The 22,438-nt window shown below is 66.3% G+C and carries 19 protein-coding genes; 8 read left to right on the top strand and 11 right to left on the bottom strand.

Annotated features, from left to right (window positions below):
• Window positions 1-86: 86 nt before the first annotated feature.
• Window positions 87-1,106 carry a lysylphosphatidylglycerol synthase transmembrane domain-containing protein gene (locus HALXA_RS17125; protein WP_013881660.1) on the bottom strand — a complete coding sequence of 340 codons (1,020 nt, stop codon included), beginning with the start codon at window positions 1,104-1,106 and terminating at the stop codon, window positions 87-89.
• 114 nt (window positions 1,107-1,220) lie between these two features.
• Here HALXA_RS17125 and HALXA_RS17120 point away from each other — a divergent pair, with 114 nt between their 5' ends.
• Window positions 1,221-2,843 (top strand): sulfatase, encoded by a 1,623-nt coding sequence (locus HALXA_RS17120; RefSeq protein ID WP_013881659.1) that lies wholly within the window; start codon window positions 1,221-1,223, stop codon window positions 2,841-2,843.
• A gap of 37 nt (window positions 2,844-2,880) precedes the next feature.
• Here the strand turns inward: HALXA_RS17120 and HALXA_RS17115 are convergent, their stop codons facing one another.
• Window positions 2,881-3,744, bottom strand: coding sequence for a phosphatase PAP2 family protein (locus HALXA_RS17115; protein ID WP_013881658.1), 864 nt, complete (start codon window positions 3,742-3,744; stop codon window positions 2,881-2,883).
• Window positions 3,745-4,287: 543 nt separating this feature from the next.
• Between HALXA_RS17115 and HALXA_RS17105 the strand changes: the two genes are divergently transcribed.
• Window positions 4,288-4,932: a hypothetical protein gene (locus tag HALXA_RS17105; RefSeq protein WP_013881657.1), complete on the top strand. Its 645-nt coding sequence runs from the start codon at window positions 4,288-4,290 to the stop codon at window positions 4,930-4,932.
• Between the two features lie 39 nt (window positions 4,933-4,971).
• Here HALXA_RS17105 and HALXA_RS17100 read toward each other — a convergent pair whose 3' ends face one another.
• Window positions 4,972-5,817 (bottom strand): aldo/keto reductase, encoded by an 846-nt coding sequence (locus HALXA_RS17100; protein ID WP_013881656.1) that lies wholly within the window; start codon window positions 5,815-5,817, stop codon window positions 4,972-4,974.
• Between the two features lie 470 nt (window positions 5,818-6,287).
• On the opposite strand from HALXA_RS17100, the gene HALXA_RS17095 reads away from it, so the two are divergent.
• From HALXA_RS17095 to HALXA_RS17090, 3 genes are all read left to right on the top strand, one after another.
• Complete coding sequence (locus HALXA_RS17095) at window positions 6,288-8,723, top strand: DUF4350 domain-containing protein (RefSeq protein ID WP_216087249.1); 2,436 nt, start codon at window positions 6,288-6,290, stop codon at window positions 8,721-8,723.
• Between the two features lie 18 nt (window positions 8,724-8,741).
• The gene (locus HALXA_RS22825; protein WP_083822855.1) at window positions 8,742-9,035 is read left to right on the top strand and encodes a lamin tail domain-containing protein; all 294 of its coding nucleotides are present in this window, start codon (window positions 8,742-8,744) and stop codon (window positions 9,033-9,035) included.
• A gap of 149 nt (window positions 9,036-9,184) precedes the next feature.
• On the top strand, window positions 9,185-9,712 hold the full coding sequence (locus HALXA_RS17090; protein WP_013881654.1) for a DUF7344 domain-containing protein: 528 nt from the start codon (window positions 9,185-9,187) through the stop codon (window positions 9,710-9,712).
• Window positions 9,713-9,749: 37 nt separating this feature from the next.
• On the opposite strand, the gene HALXA_RS17085 is transcribed toward HALXA_RS17090, so the two are convergent.
• The 5 genes from HALXA_RS17085 to HALXA_RS17065 all read right to left on the bottom strand — a co-directional run bounded on the left by HALXA_RS17085 (window position 9,750) and on the right by HALXA_RS17065 (window position 15,379).
• Entirely contained in the window at window positions 9,750-10,904 is a 1,155-nt protein-coding gene (locus tag HALXA_RS17085) for an alpha/beta hydrolase (protein WP_013881653.1), read from the bottom strand.
• A gap of 196 nt (window positions 10,905-11,100) precedes the next feature.
• Window positions 11,101-11,895: a VOC family protein gene (locus HALXA_RS17080; protein ID WP_013881652.1), complete on the bottom strand. Its 795-nt coding sequence runs from the start codon at window positions 11,893-11,895 to the stop codon at window positions 11,101-11,103.
• A 56-nt stretch (window positions 11,896-11,951) separates the two neighbouring features.
• Window positions 11,952-13,670 carry a Na+/H+ antiporter NhaC family protein gene (locus tag HALXA_RS17075; protein WP_013881651.1) on the bottom strand — a complete coding sequence of 573 codons (1,719 nt, stop codon included), beginning with the start codon at window positions 13,668-13,670 and terminating at the stop codon, window positions 11,952-11,954.
• Between the two features lie 119 nt (window positions 13,671-13,789).
• A complete protein-coding gene (locus HALXA_RS17070; protein WP_013881650.1) occupies window positions 13,790-14,902 on the bottom strand; it encodes an OBG GTPase family GTP-binding protein in 1,113 nt (370 codons plus the stop codon).
• 87 nt (window positions 14,903-14,989) lie between these two features.
• Window positions 14,990-15,379, bottom strand: coding sequence for a hypothetical protein (locus HALXA_RS17065; protein WP_013881649.1), 390 nt, complete (start codon window positions 15,377-15,379; stop codon window positions 14,990-14,992).
• Window positions 15,380-15,576: 197 nt separating this feature from the next.
• Between HALXA_RS17065 and HALXA_RS17060 the strand changes: the two genes are divergently transcribed.
• Together HALXA_RS17060 and HALXA_RS17055 are read left to right on the top strand one after the other, a co-directional pair.
• A complete protein-coding gene (locus HALXA_RS17060) occupies window positions 15,577-15,786 on the top strand; it encodes a VNG_1110C family protein (RefSeq protein WP_013881648.1) in 210 nt (69 codons plus the stop codon).
• Window positions 15,787-16,003: 217 nt separating this feature from the next.
• On the top strand, window positions 16,004-17,995 hold the full coding sequence (locus tag HALXA_RS17055) for a hypothetical protein (protein WP_013881647.1): 1,992 nt from the start codon (window positions 16,004-16,006) through the stop codon (window positions 17,993-17,995).
• A gap of 204 nt (window positions 17,996-18,199) precedes the next feature.
• Here HALXA_RS17055 and HALXA_RS17050 read toward each other — a convergent pair whose 3' ends face one another.
• Window positions 18,200-19,528 carry a tRNA(Ile)(2)-agmatinylcytidine synthase gene (locus tag HALXA_RS17050; RefSeq protein ID WP_013881646.1) on the bottom strand — a complete coding sequence of 443 codons (1,329 nt, stop codon included), beginning with the start codon at window positions 19,526-19,528 and terminating at the stop codon, window positions 18,200-18,202.
• Between the two features lie 208 nt (window positions 19,529-19,736).
• Here HALXA_RS17050 and HALXA_RS17045 point away from each other — a divergent pair, with 208 nt between their 5' ends.
• Complete coding sequence (locus tag HALXA_RS17045; RefSeq protein ID WP_013881645.1) at window positions 19,737-20,708, top strand: transcriptional regulator; 972 nt, start codon at window positions 19,737-19,739, stop codon at window positions 20,706-20,708.
• 55 nt (window positions 20,709-20,763) lie between these two features.
• Here the strand turns inward: HALXA_RS17045 and HALXA_RS17040 are convergent, their stop codons facing one another.
• Together HALXA_RS17040 and HALXA_RS17035 are read right to left on the bottom strand one after the other, a co-directional pair.
• Window positions 20,764-21,927 (bottom strand): MFS transporter, encoded by a 1,164-nt coding sequence (locus HALXA_RS17040; protein WP_013881644.1) that lies wholly within the window; start codon window positions 21,925-21,927, stop codon window positions 20,764-20,766.
• A gap of 196 nt (window positions 21,928-22,123) precedes the next feature.
• The gene (locus HALXA_RS17035; RefSeq protein ID WP_013881643.1) at window positions 22,124-22,369 is read right to left on the bottom strand and encodes a glutathione S-transferase N-terminal domain-containing protein; all 246 of its coding nucleotides are present in this window, start codon (window positions 22,367-22,369) and stop codon (window positions 22,124-22,126) included.
• Between the last annotated feature and the right edge of the window lie 69 nt (window positions 22,370-22,438).

The following is a 22,438-nucleotide window of genomic DNA, read 5'->3' as shown; positions in this document are numbered from 1 at the left end:
CGGCCCGTCCGTAAGCCTTGTCGGTTCCGACGGGAGATCGAGGCGACCGCCCCGACCCTCGCTCGTCGCTCGAGGTGCTGCGAGCATCACCGTAACGCCCGGACGCCGAACGCGGACACCGACACGCCGCCGATGATCACCGGCATCCAGTAAATCGCGCCGCGGAAGATGAGGACCGCGGCGGTGATGGCCGACGCCTCGATGCCGGTCGTCGGCACGAGCAGCGACACGAACGCGGCTTCGATCCCGCCGAGGCCGCCGGGGAGGGGAGCCGCACCGGCGAGGTTCGCAAGCGGGATCGCAAACAGGAGGACGTACACCGGAACGGAGTGACCGAGCGCGGCGAACGCCGCCATGAGCGCGGCCACCTGAAAGAGCCAGCCGGCCAGCGACAGCCCGACGACGAGCGCGAGGCGCCACCGGTCGGTCCCGACGCGCTCGATGTTCTCGAAGAACCGCTGCAGCCGCTCCGTGAGGTCCGCCTCGAGCTGCTCGGGGTCGAATCGCTCGAGGCCGAGCAGGCCGAGGCGGGGCGCGATGACGGCGGGCAGTCGATCGACGACCTGCTCTCGGTAGCGCCAGACGAGCGCGATACCCAGGACGATACCGCCGATCAGGACGACCGCCGTGCCGACGGCGTCCTCGAGGCGCTCCCCGACGGCGGCGGTCGTCGCGTAGTAGCCGACGCCGACGAACACGAGCGAGATGGAGGGGACGACGTTGAGGACGTCGACGCTCGCGATGCCGACGAGACCGGTCTCGTAGCGGGAGTCCGACACCTTCGAGATGAGTCCCGCGGCGACCGGTTCGCCGCCGGCCTGGCCGAACGGCGTGACGTTGTTGGCGAAGACGGCGCCGGCGTAAACGAGAAACGCCGTTCTGACCGACACGCCGACGCCGAGCGCGGCGAGGACGGTGCGAAGCATCAGGCTCCACGAGAGCAGCCAGCAGAGCGCGAGTGCGAACGTGAGCGCGACGAAGGTCGGCTCCGCCGACAGCAGCGAGTCGATGATGCGATCGGCGCCGACGAGAAAGAACAGCACGGCGAACACTGCGATCGCCCCGACCGCTCCGAGGAGCAGTACCCGCCGGTTTCGCCTGTCCATAGGGGATATGATTCGTTCGTGAACTTGAAACGTCTGATTGTCGTCGGGCGAACGCGGACGATCGGAGTCGCCACTTCAATCGTTTTATTGGGGTGGCACCAGTGCCATCCGGTAATGGACGGGACACGCCAGTCGAACGTGCTTTTCGTCGTTTTGGACACGGTCCGCAAGGATCGTCTCGGCCCCTACGGATACGACCGGGGGACGACGCCCGCCCTCTCGCGGTTCGCCGAGGAGGCGACCGTCTTCGAGTCGGCGGTCGCGCCCGCACCGTGGACGTTGCCGGTCCACGCCTCCCTGTTCACCGGCCTGTATCCGAGCCAGCACGGCGCCGATCAGGGGAGCCCGTACCTCGACGACGACGTGACGCTCGCGTCGATCCTCTCGGCGGCCGGGTACGATACGGCCTGTTACTCCTCGAACGCCTGGATCACGCCCTACACCGGCCTCACCGACGGGTTCGACGCGCAGGATTCGTTCTTCGAAGTCCTCCCCGGGGACGCGTTTTCGGGTCCGCTCGCTACCGTCTGGCAGACCATCAACGACAACGAGTACCTGCACGAACTGGCGTCGAAACTCGTCAGGATCGGCGCGATGGCCCACTCGAAACTCGCCAGCGGCGAGAGCGCCGACTCGAAGACGCCCTCGGTGATCGACCGGACGCGGTCGTTCATCGACGGCAGCGACGGCGACGAGGGCTGGTTCGCGTTCGTCAACCTGATGGACGCCCACCTGCCCTACTACCCGCCCGAGGAGTACCGCGAGGAGTTCGCCTCCGGCGTCGACCCCGACGACGTCTGCCAGAACTCCAAGGAGTACAACTCCGGCGCGCGCGACATCGACGACGACGAGTGGGAGGCGATCCGCGGCCTCTACGACGCCGAGATCGCGCACATGGACGCCGAACTCGGCCGCCTGTTCGACTGGCTCCGCGAGACCGGGCAGTGGGAGGAGACGACCGTCGTCGTCTGTGCCGACCACGGCGAACTCCACGGCGAACACGACCTCTACGGCCACGAGTTCGCCCTCTACGACGAACTAATCAACGTGCCGCTGCTGGTCAAACACCCCGAACTCGAGGCCGACCGGCGCGAGGACCTCGTCGAGTTGCTCGACTGCTATCACACGGTGCTCGACGCGCTGGACGTCGATCCCGACGCCGCCCTCGACGCCGGAGACGGAGACAGCGACGGCGACGACGGAGACGGGGTCACGCCGTTCGATCCCACCCGCTCGCTGCTCTCGAGCGGGTACCGCGCCTTCGAGGACGCTGCGGACCCGGATCCGGGACAGCGCGCGGTTCTCGACGGGGACGGCGGGAACGACGAGGAACCGGACGGCGGAGCCGACTACGCCTTCGTCGAGTACGCCCAGCCCGTCATCGAACTCCACCACTTGGAACAGAAAGCCGGCGAAGCGGGGATCGACCTCCCCGACGACCACCGCGCGTACTCGCGGCTGCGCGCAGCCCGCAGTACCGACGCGAAGTACGTCCGCGCGGATCGTATCCCCGACGAGGGCTACCGGCTCGACGAAGACCCGGACGAGGAGTCTCCCGTCGACCCGACCGAGGACGACGTCGTCGCCGCTGCCGACGCAGCGCTCGCTCGCTTCGAGAGCGTTGTCGGCGGCGCGTGGGACGATCCGACCGAGACGGCCGGCGACGACCGGGACGCCCTGGCCGACGCCGACGAGGAAACGCGCGACCGATTGCGCGAACTCGGCTACCTCGAGTGAGGCGATCGACCCGCTACTCGAGTAGCGAACTGCCCGGTCAATCGCCGACGTCCGTCTCCGACGCGATACCGTCCTCGGCGTCGTCACCCGCTGGAGCGGGGACCCGTTCGCCCTCCACGTGATTGACGAGCCGCTCAGCGGCGGCGACGCTCCAGCCGGCGAGCAGGACGCCGGCGACGACGTCGATCGCCCAGTGGATGCCGAGGTACATCGTCGAGAAGACGACGCTCGCAGCGACGACCGACGCGATCGAGAACCACAGCCGCTGGTCGGCGCGGGATCGCCACGCGAACAGCAACACGACGACCGCGAGCGACGTGTGTAGCGAGGGGAAGACGTCCGTGTTCGCCGAGACCGCCGCCGTGAGGTCCTGGGTCTGGGGATAGATCTGATACATCAACCCGTCGACCGTCGAGAGGTGGTTGCGCGGCCCGTAGGCGATAAACAGCGTGTAGCAGATCGAACCGACGAGATAGTTGAGCAGGTACGCGACGAGGAGTTCCTTGAGGCGGCGCTGCAATCCCGCCGCGAAGTACAGGATCGGCGCGGTCACCAGCAGGTACGGGAAGCCGAACATGTACATGGCCGAGAAAAAGCCCACCGTCGCCTCCGGAACGACGTCCTGCAGGACGGCGACGAGGTCCCCCTCGACGGCGTATATCTCCGCGGTGATATCCCAGTCGAGCGCGTGGGATATCCGGAGACTGAGTCCGTGCGTCGCTCGTTTTGCGACGAAAAACAGCGCCGCACCGCCCAGATAGGGGGCGACGTCGAGAAGCCGCGGCCCGAGCCGCGCTCGCGTTCGGCGAACGTCGGCCCGATCGAGACAGAGGCCGCAGGTGCTGACGAGGCCGATACAGACGGCGAGCGACGTGAGGGCGACGACGAGTGACAGTGCCATCGATTGTCGAGGGGAGGGGGACGATTGTACTCGGCTCCGGGCCACAAGCGAGTCCGTGCCGACGGTTTTCGGGCGGTCGTTCGGAGTCAGCCGACGGTATCGTAGCACCTGATAGCTGACTGTCGCGTTCGTATCGGCTCAGATTCGTTCATCAGTTGATAATCTTACGAAAAGTGATTCTCACAGAAGATAGTATTCGTTCGTCTCAGCGGCTGGAAGATCACACTCGCGGTTCCGATCGGCGCCCTCACTGCGCACCGCGGGCTCGGCGGACGTCGATTTCGCCGTCACCGCGCCGCTGGTAGGGTTTTTCGTCGGTGCGACGAGCGTCGTCCTCTGAACGGGCGCGTTGTTCGTACCTCGAGCGTCGAGACTCGAGTCGCAGCGCAGTCGGCCAATCCGTGTTGGAACGAGCCTTTTCCGTGCCCGGCGCGGAGCGGTCGGCCGTATGGATCCGCACGCACATCCGACGCCGGTGCCGAGGAGTCGGCCGCCGGCGCGGCTCGAATCGCGACGCGACGACCGCCGTCCGGACGAGAAGCCGTGACTCCGAGGCTGACGAGACGGCAAGCGATCGTCGGCGCCGGGAGTTCGCTGGCCGGCGTCGGCGTCGCGGACGGCGAACCGCTGCCGGACTCGGAACCGGACGCGGCTGCCGTCGCCGACGCGGACCGCGAAACGGACTATCCGCGCTGCGTCTACATGGTGAAAGACGGCGCGTGGACCGTCGCGATGCCGGTCAACGTCCACGCTCGAGTCCCGGACGATGCGGGTGTGGACCCGCTCGCGGCCGTCACCGACGCGTTTACCGGCGGTTCCGCCCTTCGGTGGACGAGCGCGCTCCCCGACTCGAAAGTCGCTGCGTGGGACCGCAACGCCGGCGAACTCGTCGCACCCGACTTCTCCGTCCGCCGGCCGCGACTGGGCGACGGGTGGGCGCACGTCCACGTCTGGGCGGTCGACGACGCTCGAGCGGCGATCCACGCCCACCGGGACGTGTTCGATCCCGCCGCCGCGTACTTCCACAGCGGCGCGCAGTACGGCGCCGCCGCTCGAGACGCGCTGGCGCAACTGCGCGAGAACGGCTGGCGGAGCCGGGACGCCTACAGCATCGAGTACGGCGTAACAGAGGATCGACTCGAGCAGTGGGGCGAAACGGGCGATTCGAAAGCGATGCTGGTACCGTAAGCGGTCGGGGCCTCGAGACCGCGGCTCGATTTGAACAATTTACTCCGGAATGCCCCAGACCTCGTCGTCCCAGTCTCGAGCCGGAGTATCGTAGACCGGCCGATTTCGGTCGCGCTCGTCGAGGCGCTGCCGGTCGTCGTCGGACAGCTCCCAGTCGAACAGGTCGAAGTTTTCCTCGATGTGGGCGGGACTGGTCGAGCGCGGCAGCACGACGACGTCGCGGTCGACCGCCCACCGGAGGACGATCTGAGCGGGCAACTTGTCGTATTCCTCGGCCAATTCCTGAACGGCCTCGTCGCCGAAGACGTCCGTGCGCCCGAGCGGCGCCGCGGCCTCGATCACGGTGTCCGTCTCCCGGCAGTAGTCGACGAGGTCGGGCCGCTGGAGCCAGGGATGGAACTCGATCTGGTTGACCGCGATCGGGACGTCCGAGACGTGGTGGGCCGCGCTCAGCTGGTAGGCGCTGAAGTTCGAGACGCCGACGTTCCGGACGAGCCCCTCCTCGTGGAGCCGCTCCATCGCGTGCATCGTCTCCCGCAGCGAGATCGCGGGGTTGGGCCAGTGGATCAGGTACAGGTCGAGGTAGTCCGTCCCCAGCTTCTCGAGGCTCTCCTTGCACGACGCGATCACGTCGTCGTAGTGGAGGTTCTTCGCGAGGACCTTCGAGGTGAGAAAGAGGTCGTCGCGATCGACGTCGGCGTCGGCGAGCACTTCGCCGATCTCTTCTTCGTTCATGTAGCCCTCGGCGGTGTCGATGTGCGTGTAGCCCGCCTCGAGGGCCGCTTCCACGGACGCTTTGACTGTCTCGCCCTCGAGTTCCCACGTGCCGAAGCCGATCGTCGGCAGTTCGTCGCCACTCGGCAGGGTCTTCGTTGGGACTGTCATCGGTCACTAGATTCCCGCGAGAGGGCCAATAATCTGCTGGTCGCGGAAATCGGACTGGGTGCAACCGCAGCCATCCCCTGGAGAAAAGCCGACGAAACGACTCGTGGAAAGGGACACAACGAGTCGTGGAGCCCGCTTCAGGGTCGCGTTGAGTTTGCCGGCCGCGTCTCTGGCTTCCTAGTACTATACATACCCGCCACCTCGAGCGAGGTGGACGCGATCGGGTGTTTCGCCGGAAACGGTGTTCGAGGGCGCGCAATTCGGGACTTGCGGTTCGGTCCCGGACTCGAGATCGGCGACGATCGAACTCGAGAGTAAGCGACCTCCACATTGGCGGCCGAAGCACACGAATCGCGCTCCGATTTCCGACAATGAAACGACGGACCCTCATACTCGGTTTCGGAACGGCGGCGGGCGCAGGCGCGATCGTCGGTACCGGCGCCTTCTCGACGGCATCGGCGGAGAGACAGATGACGGTACGCGTCGTCGACGACGCGAGTTCGTTCCTCGCCCTCGAACCGGGCGAGCAGAACGGCGCGCACGTCAGCAACGAGGACGGCGAGGCGGTCAGCATCGATTTCGGCGGCGGCGACGCCGAGGGCGACGGCCTCGGGGTCGATACGGCGTACACGTTCGACGACACCCTGCGCATCCGGAATCAGGGGACCGAGTCCGTGTTCGTCTGGACCAGTACCGAGAGCGACGCCTTCGACGGCGACGACGTCTACCTCTATCACGAGGATTCGGAGGCGCCGCTGTCCGACGCGCGAGCGATCGAAGTCGACGTCGGGACGGAGATTCCGGTCGGCGTCTTCGTCGATACGACCGGCCTCGAAACAGACGCGTACGACGTCGGCGTAACGATTCAGGCGGCAGCCGACGATCCGAACGGCGACGCACCCGGCGAGGGCGGTGACGGGGAGGAAGGCGAACCGGTGTCGGATCCGATTCCGGCCGTCGCGCTCGATTCCGTCTCGAGCCTGCTCGACGCGAACGAGGAGCCGCTTACCGACGATTCGGTCGTCGCCATCTGGGCGGAGTCGACGGCGTACAACGGCGACGAAGACGGGAACGGAGACGCCGTCGACTATCCCGGCGGAACAGACATTCCGGTCGTCGCGCTCGACGGCACCGTCGTCGGACTCACAGGTCCGTTCGCGGCCACCGATACCGACTTCGGCGCGTACGGCAACGAGGAGTTCCTGCACAACGTCTACGACGAGCTGGTCGGCAGCGGCACCGTCCTGCACGACGAGGGACACGGCCAGTACTACACGCGCTCGTCGAACGGCGGCGACGACTTCCAGGCCGTCGGCGACTACCTCGAGGACGGCGGCTACACCTACGAGGCAACGACCGATCTCGAGTCGGACCTCGACGACGCGGCTGCAGTTGTGATCACCTCGCCATCGGACGCGTTCACCGACGGCGAACTCGCGGCGCTCTCGTCGTTCGTCGACGACGGCGGCGTGCTCTTCCTGCACGACCAGTCGGATCACAACAACTTCGACGAAACGACGAACCTCAACGAAATCGCCGACGAACTCGCGCTGTCGTTCCGGTTCAACGACGATCAGGTGTACGACGACCAAAACAACGATGGCGTCGAGTTCGTGCCGACCACGTCGAACTTCAACCTCGAGGAGTACCCCCAATTGTTTCCAAACCGTGAGGGACTCGGCAGCGAGTCCAAACTGAGCCCGTCGGAACAGTACGAGGTCGACGTCGTCGAAGTCGCGGACGGCGATACGGCCGACGTGCAGTTCGAGGACGGCACGGTCGAAACCGTCCGCATCCTCGGAATCGACACCCCCGAAACCGGGAACACGAGCGAGCGATTCGCGGAGTGGGAAGGCATCGAAGACGGTGAGGCGCTTCGCGACAAGGCCGACGCGGCGACCGACTACGCCGTCGACTTACTCGACGGCGAGACGGTGACGCTCTCGTTCGACGAGAACGAAGGGCTGCGGGGGAACTACGGTCGACTGCTCGGCGTTCTCGATCTTCCGGACGGCACCCGATACAACGAAGCCGTCCTCGAGGACGGCCACGCGCGAGTGTACGACTCCGGACTCGAGGCGCACGACGAACTCCGGGACCTCGAGGCCGACGCTCGCGCGGCCGGCAGGGGGCTCTGGGAACTTTCCGATCCCGCGGCGACGCCGGAGATCGGCGACGAGCCGGTCGAAGCGCTGTTTTTCCCCGAACCGGTCGAAGTCACGGGGAACGACGTTCCGGTGCGTTCCGAGAGCGGCGAGCCGCTCGTCGCCCTAGATGCCGACGCCAACGTCGCCGTCGTCGGTGGACCGCTCGTCGAGGAGAACTTCGAGAGCGACGAGGGCGGCCCCGGTATCGACGAGTTCGGCGTCTACCCGTTCCTGACGAACGTAATCGATGCGGTCGGTAGTGCGACCGGTCCAGTCCTCGTCGAAGGCGGTCACGGCCAGTTCGGCGCCGACTACGCGCTGTCGGCCGAAGACGTCGCCCACTACATGCGCTACCTCGAGGGGCAGGCCCCCGGCGACGAGGAGTTCATTGGTCTCGAGGCCGTCAACGACGTGACGAGCGATCCCGGGCCCGACCTGCTCGAGAACGGAGAGCCCGCAGCACGCGCACTGGTGCTCTCGAGACCGACGACGGAACTGACGGCCGCAGAGCGATCGGCGATCAGCGATTTCGCAGACGCCGGCGGCGCGGTGCTCCTGATCGGGACGGCCGCTAATACCGGCGCGCTCGAGTACTTCGACCCGCTCCTCGACGACCTCGAGACGGACGTCGGATTCACCGATACCGCGGTCACCGATGCGAGCAATTCCCTCGATGGCGATTCGTCGATTCCGACGACGACGAACTTCGACGACGCATTTGTAGAGTTGTTCACGGCGTTTACGCCCGATAGCTCATAAGCAGACAGCGGCGTCGAAATAACCGAACTCGACGAGGAAGCGGAGTACGTCATCCTCGAGAATACCGGCTCGGAGTCGGGTTCTCTCGAGGGCTGGGCGCTCGCCGATATCCACGGCGACGAATACGAATTCTCCTCGTTGACGCTGACGAGCGGCGAGACAGTGGTCATCTATACGGATCGGACATCGTCCGTCCCCGACGCCGATTACGATCGGGATTGGGGAAGCCCGGGCTACCAGGGATACGTCTGGCGTAACGACGGGGAGACGGCACCCTCGAGGACGCCGATGGGCGCGTCGTCGATACGTTGACGTACTGACCGTCGATCAGCCCTCGAGCGTACCGTTTCTGATTTCGATCGATCGCTCGCACACATTTTCTATAGTAGTACGCTACCGTACGTATCCGAATTAAATAAATTAATACTGATACGTTCTAATAGCTTTGCGACGGGAAAGAAATGACACCCTCCAGTAATTCGTCCACCCTCTCCGAGGCGGATATCTTCGACGTGCTATCGGACCCCCGCCGACGACACGTCGTTCGCGTTCTCGAGCGGCAGGGTGGGGCCGTGAGTCTCGACACGCTCGCTCGCCGAGTCGCCGCAGCGGAGAACGACATTCGTCTCGAGGCGGTCAGCTACCACCAACGCAAACGGGTTTACACCGCACTCCAGCAAGGGCACCTGCCGACGATGGACGATTGCGGTGTCATCGCTTTCGACAGCGATCGAGGTATAATAACGCCCACTGACGGATTGGCGGACGTGGAACGCTACCTGTCCGCCGTTCACGGCGACGGGCGTTCTTGGGACAACTACTCCGCTATCGCTTCTACCGTCGCTGTCGCTACGATCACAGCGGCGTGGATCGGGGCGTGGCCGTTTTCCCTTCTGGCGTGGTTTCACTGGACGGTGGTCCTCCTCGTCCTCTTCGTCGCGACGGCGACAGTTCAGACCGGCGCGTTGCCTCGAGTCGATCTGGAGTAACCGCAGTCGATCGACGGACGTTAACCGCCACTCCCCGTTACCGCAGCGTTCGATCCAGGAACGTGCCGATCGCGTCCGGACCTGCCGGCGGGTGGTCGGCGAGCGCCGTCTTCGTCGATTCGCCCGCCTCGAGATGGGCCGTCGCCGTCACGCTCTGTGCAGGCTGGGTAGTCTCGAGGACGTTCATCGCCGTCCGTTCGGAGTCGGCGCCCCAGACGTGGCCGAGGTCGTGGAGTTCGTAGAACGTCGCCTCGACCTGGACCTCCTGCAGCGCGTCGAACAGGAGCCGGCTCTGCTCGACGGAGACCACCTGATCCTGACGGCCGTGCATGATGCAAAACGGCGGCGTGTCCTCCGTTACGTAGGTGACCGGACTCGCGCGTCGAGCCTCGTCTTGATTTTCCGAGACCGGACCGCCGAGCAGAAGCGACTCGAGCGACGCCTCTCCGCCCGGCAACTCGAGCAGATCGTGGATCCCGTACCAGTCGACGACGGCCTGGACGGCCCCGGACTCGTCGGGCGCGACGTCCTTCGCGACGGCCGCGGCCGGGTAGACGTTGCCGGCGATTTCGGTCACGTCGTCGACCGCGCCGGCCAGCGCCGCCAGATGACCGCCCGCGGAGGAGCCCCACGTCGCGACCCGCTCGCCGTCGAAGCCGTACTCGTCGGCGTTCGCCCGGAGCCACCTGATCGCGGCCTTCACGTCGACGATCGGGTCGGGGAAGACCCCCCGCGGCGTCGGGTTCTCCGGGTCGACGTCGAACGGTAAGTCTACGTCCGCCGGGACTTCCGCTAGCCGGTAGCTGACGCTCGCCATCGCGCAGCCCCACTCGGCGGCGAACCGCTCGAGGTCGGGCGCGTTCTTCCGGGTCTCGAAAACCCAGCCGCCGCCGTGGACGTAGACGACGAGCGGCGTCGGACCGTCGGTTGCGGGGACGTAGAGGTCGAGTTTCATCTCGCCGGCCTCGCGCTCGGCGTAGGTGACGTCCTCGTAGACTGTGACCTCGACCGGGTTGTCTTGGTCACTCGAGCCGTCAGTGTCGCCGGAGCGGTCCCCGTTTCCGTTGGCGTTCGTCTCGTCGCTCGTGTTGGAATTCGAACAGCCGGCCATTACGACCGATCCGATCGCACCCGTTGCGCCTAAGAATTTTCGTCTCGGCACGCTCGTCCGGTTCCAGTGGTCCGCGGTCATCGGTGCGTCTACTGCAGGTTCGACGCCGACCGCAATATTACCGTTGGAAACAAACGATCACAGTAATCGTTCGGGAGATGTTCGCAGTGAAAGGAGGGGCGGCCGCTGCTTGCTATCTCCGTCGGAATAGGGACGACGAAACGGGTACCGTTCGGCCGTTACCGAGCCGACGGACCCGGAGCCGCCCGGTGCGGCGTTAGAACGGGAACAGCGAGTCGGCCTCGAGGTCGCGCTCGATCAGTTCGATCTCGTGGCCGTCCTGGTCCGTAGTGAACGCGTACATGTTGTCGTTGCTCTCGGGGTCGCGGTAGTCGTCGGCCTCGCGCTCGAGGAGCTGGTCCCAGTCCTCTGCGAGGTCGTCGACGCGGACGCAGAGGTGGCCCCAGGCGTCGCCCTGCTCGTAGCTGCGGCCGTCGTAGTTGTAGGTGAGTTCGACGGACATCGCCTCGTCGGGGGCGTCGCGGGGCTCGACGAAGTAGTTCGCGAAGGTGTCGGCCTCCCAGCGGCCGACCTCGTCGTACTCGAACTTTCGGGTCCAGAAGCCCAGCGCCTCGTCGGCGTCCTCGACGCGGATCATGGTGTGGTCGATCGACCAGAGCGCGCCCGCGTCGGGGTCGCGCTGGACGATCTCGATCTCGTGGCCGTCGGGGTCCGTGACGAACGCGTAGTCGCCGCCGCAGGACTCGGGGTCGCGGTAGTCGTCGACGCCCTCGTCCATCAGCTGCTGGTAGTAGTCCTCGAGTTCGCCCTCGGGAACGCGGACGGCGATGTGGCCCCAGGCGTCGCCCACTTCGGGCTCCTCGCCCTCGTTGTGGGTGATCTCGAGCATGGCCCCGTCCTCGTGCATGTCCTCGGGCCCGAGGTAGACGATGGTGAAGCCGTCGCCCTCGTAGCGGTCCTTCTCCTCGTACTCGAGGTGGGTCCGATACCAGTCGAGCGACTCCTCCAGATCGGCGACGCGAATCATCGTGTGGTCGAGGATTCCGTCCATACGCGAAACATCGCCTGCGGACCGCAAAAACGTGGCGGAGCCGGCGAAGCGGCCGATTAGTCGCTGCCGAACTCGGACTCCCCGTCGCGGTCCTGTTCGCGTTCGGGCCCGTGCTCGCGGTCGGGACCGCCCTCGAGCGACACCCTCTCCGCGGCGATCGGGTGCAGTCCCTTCCGACTCGCGTCGAGTTCGGAGAGGCCGTACACGAGGCCGGTCAGCAGGACGACGCCGAGCGGGAGAAACAGGAGCGGCGAGACGCCGAGGTAACCGTCGAGCAGGTAACAGATCACGACGACGAGCATGACGGTGACGGCGTAGGGGAGTTGCGTGCGCACGTGGTCGATCAGATCCGCGCCGGTGAACGTCGCGGACAGCACCGTCGTGTCGGAGATCGGCGACGAATGGTCGCCGAAGATCGCCCCCGAGAAGACGGCGCCGACGACGACCGGCATCGCGTCGAATCCGCCCGTGAGGTCGTAGGCGAGTTCGATCGCGATCGGCGTCACGATCCCCATCGTCGCCCACGACGAGCCCATCGTGAACGCGATGAACGCGGCGACGAACAGGACGACCACCGGGAGCAGGGCCGTCGGGATCGCGTCGCCGACGAGATTCGTGACGTAGGCCCCCGTCTCGAGGGCTTCCGCGACGGCGCTGATCGTCCACGCGAGGACGAGGATCGTGACCGCGGTCAACATGAGCCGGAAGCCGTCGAGCACGGTGTCGACGGCGGTGCCGAGGTCGAAGAGGTCGTAGGCGATCCCGATCGCGATCGCGGTCGCGACCATCGCGAACGAGCCCCAGACCAGCGCCCCGGCGAAGTCGCCGGCGCCGACGATATCGACGAAGACCTGCACGTACCCGTCCGCGGCCGCCGCACCCTGCACGGTCGTCGGCGCGCCGGCCTCGACCTGGGACGCCGTCCACGACTGGTAACCGGTCCAGAACGCCCCGGCCAGCGTGACCGCGACGAGGACGACCACCGGCGCGAAGAACGTCCGCAGCATCGGGCGCGTTTCGATCGGCGCGCCCAGATCCTTCTCGACCTCCTGGAGCGGCTGGGCGTCCTCGCGGCTCACCTTCCCGGTCGACCGCGCGCGGTGTTCGGCCTCGAGCATCTCGCCGTAATCGCGGCCGGTGTAGACGATCAGCCCGACCATCACGATCGCCAGCAGCGCGTACGTGTTGTAGGGGATCGACCGCACGAACGTTTCGAAGGCGGTCGGCGCTCCTTCCGCTCCGAGGCCCTCGTAGGCGTCGCCGATCAGCGAGAGCTGGAAGGCGACCCAACTCGAGAGGGCGATCGTCGCGACGGGGGCGGCCGTCGAGTCGACGATGTAGGAGAGCTTCTCGCGGGAGATGCGCAGCTGGTCCGAAATCTCGCGCATCGTCGAGCCGACGATGGCCGTGTTGGCGTAGTCGTCGAAGAACATGGCCATCCCGAGGAACCAGGTCGTCAGCCCGACGGTCCGCTGGGTTTGCAGCCGGGCCGTGGCCCACTCGCGGACGGCGGTCGCGCCGCCGAGGCGCCAAATGAGCGCGACGCCCGACCCGAGCAGGAGCGTAAACAGCAGGATCTGGACGTGAAAGCCGTCGTCGGCGATGATCGCGCCCACGATCCAGTCGAACGTCTGCGCGATGCCGAGGCTCTCGGTGTAGATGATCGCCCCCGACCAGATCCCCAGAAACAGCGACAGCATCGGCCGCCGGGTCGCGATCGCGAGGACGATCGCCAGCAGCGGCGGGACGAGCGAGAGGACCCCGAATTCGGACATCGTCCGTCACTCGACTGAGCAAGCGGATAATATTGCGCATTCCTCCGGTGACGGGACTTTCAGCGGTAGGCACACGAGCTGGCAAAACGGGAGAAACGAGATTCGAGATTCGATCCGCCTCAGCGCCGCAGAATCAGCTTCAGCACGTCCTCGTCCTCGAGCACGTGATCCTTGCCGACCTGCTGTTCGTCGTGGGTCGCGCTGGGGCCGGTGACGCGGGCGAAGCGGAACCGCTCTTCCATCTCGCCGCCGAGTTTCTCGATGGCCTCGCCGACGGTCGACCCCTCCTCGATGACCAGCGGCTCCTCCCAGTCGACGCCGCGGCCGGGCTTGTCCATGTAGACCCGGATGAGGCCGAGGTTCTCCCAGATCCGATCTTTCAGGGCCTCGAGGCCCTTCTCCTTCTCGGCGCTGATGAACGTCACTTCCTCGGGGTCGAGCCCGCGTTCGCGGAGTTCCTCGTCCACCGTTTCCTTGTAATCGGGCTCGATGAGGTCGACCTTGTTGACGCAGGTGATCGAGGGGATGTACTCGCGATTTTCCATCAGGCCGTCGACCAGCCGGTCGATGGTGACGGTCTCCTGAAGGTTGACGTCGGCGTTGACGTACCCGTGCTCGCGGAGCACGTGCTTGATCGTCTCCTCGTCTAAGTCCTGGTCGGTGCTCGAGGTGATCTTGATGCCGTCCTTGATCTTCGGGCGCACCGTCACTCGCGGCGGCTCCTGATCGACGCGGATGTTGATGTCGTACAACTCCTCCTGCAGGCGGTCGTACTGGTCGATCTCGAACACGGAGAGGACGAAGATGATCAGGTCGGCGTTGCGGACGACCGCGAGCACCTGCTGGCCGTCGCCCTTGCCCGCGGCCGCCCCTTCGATGAGCCCGGGAACGTCCAGCATCTGGATGTTCGCGCCGCGGTGGTGGAGCATCCCGGGGTTGACGTCCAGCGTCGTGAACTCGTAGGAGCCGGTCTCGCTCTCGGCGTTGGTCAGCGAGTTCAGCAGCGACGACTTGCCGACGCTCGGGAATCCGACCAGCGCGACGGTCGCGTCGCCGTGTTTCTCGACGGAGTAGCCGCCACCGCCGCCCGAACCGGATTGCTGATTCTCCAGCTTCTCCTTCTTCTCCGCGAGCTTCGACTTGAGCCGGCCGATGTGGGCCTCCGTCGACTTGTTGTAGGGCGTGTTGGCGATTTCTTCCTCGATCTCCTCGATCTCCTCCTCGAGCCCCATTTGTCAGTATCCAACCGCCCGCGCCGAAAAACACTTTCCATGCCGCCCGGTCGGTCGACTCGGGAACGCCCTCGAGGTCGAGGGCGATCAGTTCGCGCTGCCGCCGTCGCGGGTACGGGCAGGAGGGGCCTCGCCGCGTTGTGCCTCGTAATCGGCGACGGTCAGGGCCTGACCGAACAGCAACAGTCCCACCCCCGCGACGCCGGCGGGGATCGACACGGAAAACAGCAGGGAGAACGTGAGCGCGCCGACTCCGCCCCCGATTGCGCCGAGTTTCTGCCCCCCACCGCGGTTCCGGCCGGCTCGGAGGAGGCGAGCCCAGCCGTCCGCGTGTCCGACCACGAGCGCGGTCGCCGCGGCGTAAAGCGGCAGCAGCGACCACACGATCGGATCGGTCGTTCCGGTGACCTGTACCGTGACCGCGGTCACTCCGACACCGACGACCAGCGACAGGACATAGCGGAGGAGCGGACGCATAGTCGAACTAATAGAAACAATTCGTTTCACCAACAAGAAGGTTCGGAATGCCGCTCCTCGCCCGCTCTCGGAACGCCACTCGAAGGGTGCGCAAATACCGGATAGATGGCCGCGAGACTCCTCGAATCCGACTCATTACCGATACAAACTGACTTCGACACACATAAACCCCGAGCCGGATAACGTCGATCCGTACGATGCCCGATCCGGCGCGACTGCGCGATAGTACCCAGATCGTTCTTCGACGGGAGACCCTCGAGATCGCGGACCTCGAGTCGCAGCTCGAGGAGCAGTTCACGGTCACGATCTTCGACGAGGGGGAGGGGTACTGTCGGATCATCGGCAGTCCCGTCGAGATCAAGGCGGCGAGCGACTTTCTCGTGCGGCAGGGCGTCAGCGTCTCCTAACGGTTCTGCGTTCTGCGTCCCGCGTTTTCCGCCCACGGCACCAACCGTTGAGCCGTAGCACCAGCACTCGAGTCGCGGTGCCAGCACTCGAGTGCTAGCGCACACGAATTCTCCACCGCGGCGGTATCGCGGTCGACGCGTCCGTCGAACGAGGATATTCTGTCGGGGAAATCGAGTTTGAATATTTATAAGTAGGGGCTGAGAACGGAGAGAGCACATGCCTACGGATACGAATTCGGGACTGCTACCGGGGCGGCGCTCGGTGCGAGCGCTCGGCCTCGCGGTGCTCGTGGTGCTTTCGGTGCTTGCGACGAGCGGACTGGCCGGGGCGACCCAGGCCCAGGCCGGTGCGGATACCGATGACGCACTCGAGAGCGCGGACGAACTGTACCTGAACGACGACGGGAGCGGCGTCCTCGTCTATGCGGACGATGACAACGACGTCAAAGAGTACCAGATCGGCGCCGACGTCACCGAGGGACTGGCCCACGTCCTCATCGCAGACGACGTCGAAGACGGCGAACTGGAGAACGCCGAAGGGAACGTAAGCGCCGTCCTCGAGGACGACATGTTCTCGGCTAACGGCGCGCTCACGATGGAACAGCCGCCGGAGGTCGAGGACCTCGACGTCCAGATCAGCGGCGAGCAAAGCGCCGAGACCAGCGAGTTCGACGCGGACGTCTACGCGCTGCTCGGGGGCGGCGAGTCGGGCGATATCCAGCAGCTGTCGTCGACCCAGCAGGCCTCGCTGTTCGAGTCCGCAGAGACTTCCGGATCGATCGAGACGACCGCCGACACGTTCCGAACGTCCGGCAACGTAAGCGTCGACTTCGGCGCCAGTTCGATGGCGACGGGCGACTCGCCCGAGGAGACGTTCGCGTTCGACCTGACCGAAACCGAAACCGAAAACGGCTACGAAGTCGCGGTCAGCGAGCGCGGGACCGAGCAGGCGTTCCTGACGGACCCCGCCGAGCAGTGGGGAACTGAAGCCGACGCGAAAGCGACGCTCGAGGAGCAGTACAGCTCCCTCGCGGACGATCTCGGCGGCGACGTGACGGTCGAGATCGACCACCACAGCTTCGAAGAGCAGAGTGCAGACACCTACTGGAAAGAACTCGACTACACGATCACCTACGAGGGGATCGACGACCTCGAGGACAATCTCGCCGACGAACTCGCCGACGATTCGACGGCCGACCTCGATCGCGAGGAGGCAGAAGAAATCGCCGGGCAGGTGACGAATGTCGAGATCGAGACGGTCCAGTTCGACCTCACCTCGAGCGCCGAGGCGATGGACGCAACATGGACCGTCGAGATCGGCGAGTACGCGCCGCTGCTGACGTCCGCCGTCGAACTCAGCGAGGCCTCGATGGAAGACGAACTCGAGGGCGACGACGCGGACCAGTTCGGCGAGCAACTCGAGGACTTCGAGACTCGACTCGAGGCCCAGCAGGCCGCGGATCTCCGATCGACGTTCGAGTGGGACGCGAGCGCGACCTACACCGACGACAACCGGGTCGAACTCGAGGCGACGGCGACCGGCGACACGGAGAACTACGACGCGTACACGGACGAACTCGCCGACCGCGGGATCGACATGAGCGACGAGCGGGTCGTCTTCGAGTTCAACGCCGCCACCGAGGACGAACAGATCAGCGTCGACGGTAACGTGGAGATCGGGACGGAGGATCTCGCCGAGACCGCGCTCACCTCGGTTGCGGATTCGATCCGCCAGGAGCAAGACGCCGGCCAGTTCGGCGCGTTCGCGTCCGCGCTCGAGGAGTCCGAACTCGAGATCGCGAAGGTCGACCTCGACTTCGACAACGAGACCGTCGAACTCGAGGCGGGCGCGAAGTTCAACGGCACGGAATCGCTCCTCGAGGACGGCATCCTCGGCGAGAACGTCGTGCTGACGCAGATCTCCGGCGGGAGCGACGAGGGCGCGACCTACGTCTACGTCGAGGATCCCGACGGCGAAGAACTCGATCAGGATGCACTCGCCGAGCAAGGACTCGTCGACGACGACACCGACGTCTACGAGCCCGGCGAGGGCGACCGCGAGTTCGCCGAGATGGACACCGAAGCGGCGACGACCTACCTCGGCGTCGACGCCGAGGGCGGCGACGGCATGCCCGGCTTCGGACCGGCCGCCGGACTGATCGGCGGCGCCATCGCCGTGGCGCTGCTCGCGGCGCGCCGACGCGTCTAACGGCGGCCCCATCGCACCCGCCGCGGACGCGGACGGGTGTGACACGAATCGTGCGGAAAAATACTCGAGACTAATCTGAAACTACGTTTGCGGGCGTATAGAGCCTACAGCGGTGCCTCGATCATGATGGCGCACTCGAGAGCGGGGGCGCGCCAACGCGGAATACGCTGCGGGCGGTATCCGTCGTGAGGGCGTTTCCCAGCGCTACCGCTCCGGATGCGTCGGCGCGTCGAACCCCCCGCGAACCAGCGGTTTCGCGATGTGGCGCCGCGCACACGGCGGCACCTCGTACCATCCTTCCTCGAGGTCGCGCTCGAGGGGCACTTCTTCCTTCCCGGGCGCGCTCGTCCCGCACTCGCGGCAGCGATAGCCCTGATTGCGGCCGGCGCTCTCCATCCGCCGGTCACAGTCCGGACAGGTCGGCGTCACTCGCTCGGTCGTCACGAGGTCTCGAACCGCGAACTTCTCGAGTTTGAGCGTTCCGCGCGAGACCTCGCCGCAGACGGTGAGCCGGTCGCCGACGCGGAGCGAGCGGACCCGATCGCGGAACCGCTTGGTCGGCTCGAAGGCGGCGCACTCGAGGCGGTGGGCGACAGGTTGGTCGTCCTCGCCCTCGCCCTCGGCGGTCTCAATCCTCTCACTCGGCGCTGCGAGTTCGAAAAAGACGTGGCCGCCGCGTCGCGTCTCCGGCACCGTCGCGACCCGCCCCTCGAGCCGATAGGCGCGGCCGTTCCGGACCGCGTCGATCGTTCCGTCCTGCAGGTGGACGTCGGTACCCTGGTTCGTAACGAACAACTGACTCGAGTCGACGGGTTCGCTGTCGATGCGCTCGGCGACGGCACGGACGGCGTCGGGGTCGTCGCCCCGGATGCCGTGGAGGATCGGGCCCGGCGTGTGGGGAACGCAGACCGTCTCGTTTTCGCCCCGGTCGACGGTGTCCCAGACCGCGGGATAGCCCCAGTCGGCCGCCGCGAAGACGCTTTCGTCGTCGACCTCGCGCGGGGTTCCCCACCGATCGGGTTCGCGGTAGGAGATGTACTCGTGGGTCCACTCCTCGAGCGCCCGCCACGCGCCGACGGCGGCCAGCGCGCCGATCCGGCCGCGGCCGTTGCCGGCGCCCCACGCGCGGTATTCGTGGTGTTCGAGGAGATCCGTCGCGGCCTCGAGCGGGAGTTCCTCGCGGATCGCGCGGCGGGCGAACGTAGCGATGTCGTCGGGGATCGGATCAGCGGCGTCGGCATCGACATCCGCAACCACCAGCCCCGGATTCGTCCGCTCGTCGGCCGTCTCCGCGAGCGCCTCGAGGTGCTCTCGCGCGATCTCGAACGCGCGGTCGGGATCGCAGTCGGCGTGGATCGCCAGCGCGGCGTTGCCCCGCGTCTTGTACTCGACGGCCGGGTTGAGCCGCACGAGTAAGAGGCGCGTAACGTCGGCGCCGTCGCGTCGCAGTCGCTCGGCGACCTGCGCGGCGACGTAGGTCGTACACATCCCGCGCTCGCGGGAATCGGTGTCGTCGAGGCCGACGATGGTCATCGGCCGACCGTAACGGGGGCGCGGAGTAACCCCTTTCGGGACGCTTCAGGCGCCGCGAACGGGTCGGGCCGATCCTATAAACCCGCCCGAGGGCGGCCCGACGACCCCAACCGATATATAAGTATACTGCCGGTACAGATTCGAATCGCTACACGGCGGGCGGACATGGGGGAAACGCTCTTATACAAGGAATTGCTTACATATCCCTATGTCCCGCTCCGCACTGGTCGGCAACGTTACCGCGATGTTAGAGGACGCGGGATTCGTGGTAAGCGACCGGTGTGCGATCCGCCCGAAGAGCTTCGACGTCGCTGCGCGTCGCGGCGAGGACCTCATTCTCGTGAAGATCCTCGGCAACATCGACGCGTTCAACGAGGAAACCGGTCACGAGATGCGCCGCCTCGGCACCTACCTCGAGGCGACGCCGATGGTGATCGGCCTGCGCAGTCGCGACGAGGATCTCAAACCGGACGTCGTCTACTTCCGCCACGGCGTGCCCGTGCTGAGTCCCGACACCGCGTACAACCTGTTCATCGAGGACGTGCCGCCGCTGATCTACGCCGCACCCGGCGGCCTCTACGTGAACATCGACGGCGACCTGTTAGCCGACGAACGCGAGGACCGCGACTGGAGCCTCGGCCGGCTGGCGAACGAACTCGGCGTCTCCCGGCGCACCGTCTCGAAGTACGAGGACGGGATGAACGCCTCCGTCGAGGTCGCCATGGAACTCCAGGACCTCTTCGACGCGCCGCTGACCAGCCCGGTCAACGTCCTCGACGGCGCCGACGAGGTTCACGAGACCGAGTCGACACCGGACGACCCCGAGGCGGATCCCGACGACGAACGCGTCGTCGCGGTGCTCACGCGGGCCGGCTACGAGGTTCACCCGACGCTGCGCTCGCCGTTCAAGGCCGTCAGCCGCGACGAGGACGACGCCGACGAGGACGTCGTTCTCACCGGCCACTCCGAGTTCACCAAGGCCGCCGAGAAGCGCGCGCGCATCATGAGCTCGATCGGCCACGTCACCCACACGCAGTCGGTTTACGTCGTCGACCGCGCGAAACGGGAGTCCGTCGACGGCACCGCCCTCGTCGAGCGCGAGGAACTCGACGATCTCCGCAACGCCGCTGAGCTACGGAAGGTCATCCGCGAGCGCTCGGAACACGAGGAAGCGGCCTAAGCCCGCGTCGCGCCGAACGCTTCGATTTTGAGACGCCCCTCGAGTCGGTACGCCGTCAGGCCGTCCCCGGAAGCCGCCCGGTTCGCTCGAGGCCGACGAGGACGACGACCAGCGCCACGAGACAGAGCGCGGCGCTGCCGAACACCGCGTCGTAGCCGTAGCCGCGCTCCAGCAGGACGCCCAGCGCGGACGAGCCGAGCGACTGGGAGAGCATCCAGACGGAACTGAACACCGCGTAGGCGCTGCCCCGCGTCGAGTCCGGGAGCGTCTCGAGCAGGAACGTATCCGTCGCTGGAAACAGGGCGTGGATGATGAAGCCGACGACGGCGGTGAGGACGACCAGTGCGAGCAGTCCCTCGACCAGGGTCAGCGCGAACAGGCTCGCGGCGAAGGCGCCGACGACGCCGAGCAGGTAGGGAACGTGCGGGAACCGGTCGGCCAGATCGCCGCTGAAGTAGAACGCGGGTACGCCGGCGGCGAAGACGACCGTCAGCAGGAGCCCCGCCATTCCGTCGGAGAGCCCCTTCGACTGCATGTACAGCTCGTAGAAGTTGAACACGCCCTGCCAGACGAAGACGGGCGCGCCGACGATCGCGAGCGACGTGAGGATGAGGCGCCACTCCGAGAGCGCGCCGGCGACGAAGTCCCGATCGGCCTGTCCCGCCGTCGGGAGGTCGGTGTTTTTCGCGGCGATCCAGGTGTAGAGCGTTATCAGCGCCGTGCCGACGGCGATCGCCCACAGCGAGAGCCGCCAGGAGACGAACAGCGTGAGCGCGACGAACGGGGCGGCGATCACCGCAGCGATCTGGCTGGCCGCGCCGTGGATCCCCACGACGCGGCCGACCCGCGACGGGAACAGTTCGCTCAGCAGCGGGTTCGCCGAGACGAAGTAGACGCCGGACGCGACGCCCATGAGGAACGCGCCGGCCATCAGGTGCGGGACTGTCGTTGCGCTGGCGGCGATACCAGACGAGACCGCGAGAAACGTACCGGAGCCGAGCACGACCTGGTGGCGCGGCAGCCGCGTCAGCAGCCAGCCCGTCGGCAGCCGGAGCGAGGCGCTCCCGAGCCACGCGAGCGTCACGATGAGTCCCGCAGTCGCCTCGCCGATCGCGAACTCCCCGATGAAGACGTCCAAAAGCGGCGCGAAGACCACCCTGGCGAGGTTGATGAAGAAGACGAGTCCGCAGAGGGATGCGAAGAGCCGTGCGCGAGTCACGGTCAGTATTTCTAATACCTCGTCTCAAGGGTTCCGAAACCGGTAGCGGGCTGCCGGGTAGCGGCCGCATTGGTAACGTAAGACACTACTCCGCTCGAGCGCCGATGCGCCGCCGGCGGTCAGTACTGCTACTCGAGACGGTCAGCGGTCGAAGATGGAAAAACGAGAGCCGAGCCGCGATTCGGGGCGCTCGCGGTTACGCGTACGTCTCTTCGAGGTACTCGACGATGTCGTCGCTTTCGTTCATCCCTTCGACGCCGTTGGCCTCGTCGGTGATGACGGGCACGCCGGTCTGGCCGCTGACCCGTTCGACTTCGGTTCGGTCCTCGTGGGACCGGGGAACCTCGGTCACGTCGTACTCGAGGTCGAGTTCGTCGAGTTTCGAGCGGACCTTCGCGCAGTAGGGACAGCCGGGGAGTTCGTACAGCGTGATGTCGGCCATACCCGCGTGTAGCTACGGAAGACGTATCAGCCCACCGGTCGGCCGAGCGGTTGCCGGTGTTCGATTGCG

Origin of the sequence: Halopiger xanaduensis SH-6, assembly GCF_000217715.1 — an archaeon.
GTDB lineage: Archaea > Halobacteriota > Halobacteria > Halobacteriales > Natrialbaceae > Halopiger > Halopiger xanaduensis.
Note: the sequence above shows the minus strand (reverse complement) of the source record. Positions and strands in the feature narration are given on the sequence as shown.

Bases quoted from the DNA above. Each gene is read 5' to 3' on its own strand.
- HALXA_RS17090 (WP_013881654.1), top strand. From the start codon at position 9,185: ATGACACCCTCCAGTAATTCGTCCACCCTCTCCGAGGCGGATATCTTC.
- HALXA_RS17075 (WP_013881651.1), bottom strand. From the start codon at position 13,670: ATGTCCGAATTCGGGGTCCTCTCGCTCGTCCCGCCGCTGCTGGCGATC.
- HALXA_RS17115 (WP_013881658.1), bottom strand. From the start codon at position 3,744: ATGGCACTGTCACTCGTCGTCGCCCTCACGTCGCTCGCCGTCTGTATC.
- HALXA_RS17100 (WP_013881656.1), bottom strand. From the start codon at position 5,817: ATGACAGTCCCAACGAAGACCCTGCCGAGTGGCGACGAACTGCCGACG.
- HALXA_RS17070 (WP_013881650.1), bottom strand. From the start codon at position 14,902: ATGGGGCTCGAGGAGGAGATCGAGGAGATCGAGGAAGAAATCGCCAAC.
- HALXA_RS17045 (WP_013881645.1), top strand. From the start codon at position 19,737: ATGTCCCGCTCCGCACTGGTCGGCAACGTTACCGCGATGTTAGAGGAC.
- HALXA_RS17055 (WP_013881647.1), top strand. From the start codon at position 16,004: ATGCCTACGGATACGAATTCGGGACTGCTACCGGGGCGGCGCTCGGTG.
- HALXA_RS17065 (WP_013881649.1), bottom strand. From the start codon at position 15,379: ATGCGTCCGCTCCTCCGCTATGTCCTGTCGCTGGTCGTCGGTGTCGGA.
- HALXA_RS17080 (WP_013881652.1), bottom strand. From the start codon at position 11,895: ATGGACGGAATCCTCGACCACACGATGATTCGCGTCGCCGATCTGGAG.
- HALXA_RS17125 (WP_013881660.1), bottom strand. From the start codon at position 1,106: ATGGACAGGCGAAACCGGCGGGTACTGCTCCTCGGAGCGGTCGGGGCG.
- HALXA_RS17085 (WP_013881653.1), bottom strand. From the start codon at position 10,904: ATGACCGCGGACCACTGGAACCGGACGAGCGTGCCGAGACGAAAATTC.
- HALXA_RS17060 (WP_013881648.1), top strand. From the start codon at position 15,577: ATGCCCGATCCGGCGCGACTGCGCGATAGTACCCAGATCGTTCTTCGA.
- HALXA_RS17050 (WP_013881646.1), bottom strand. From the start codon at position 19,528: ATGACCATCGTCGGCCTCGACGACACCGATTCCCGCGAGCGCGGGATG.
- HALXA_RS17095 (WP_216087249.1), top strand. From the start codon at position 6,288: ATGACGGTACGCGTCGTCGACGACGCGAGTTCGTTCCTCGCCCTCGAA.
- HALXA_RS17035 (WP_013881643.1), bottom strand. From the start codon at position 22,369: ATGGCCGACATCACGCTGTACGAACTCCCCGGCTGTCCCTACTGCGCG.
- HALXA_RS17120 (WP_013881659.1), top strand. From the start codon at position 1,221: ATGGACGGGACACGCCAGTCGAACGTGCTTTTCGTCGTTTTGGACACG.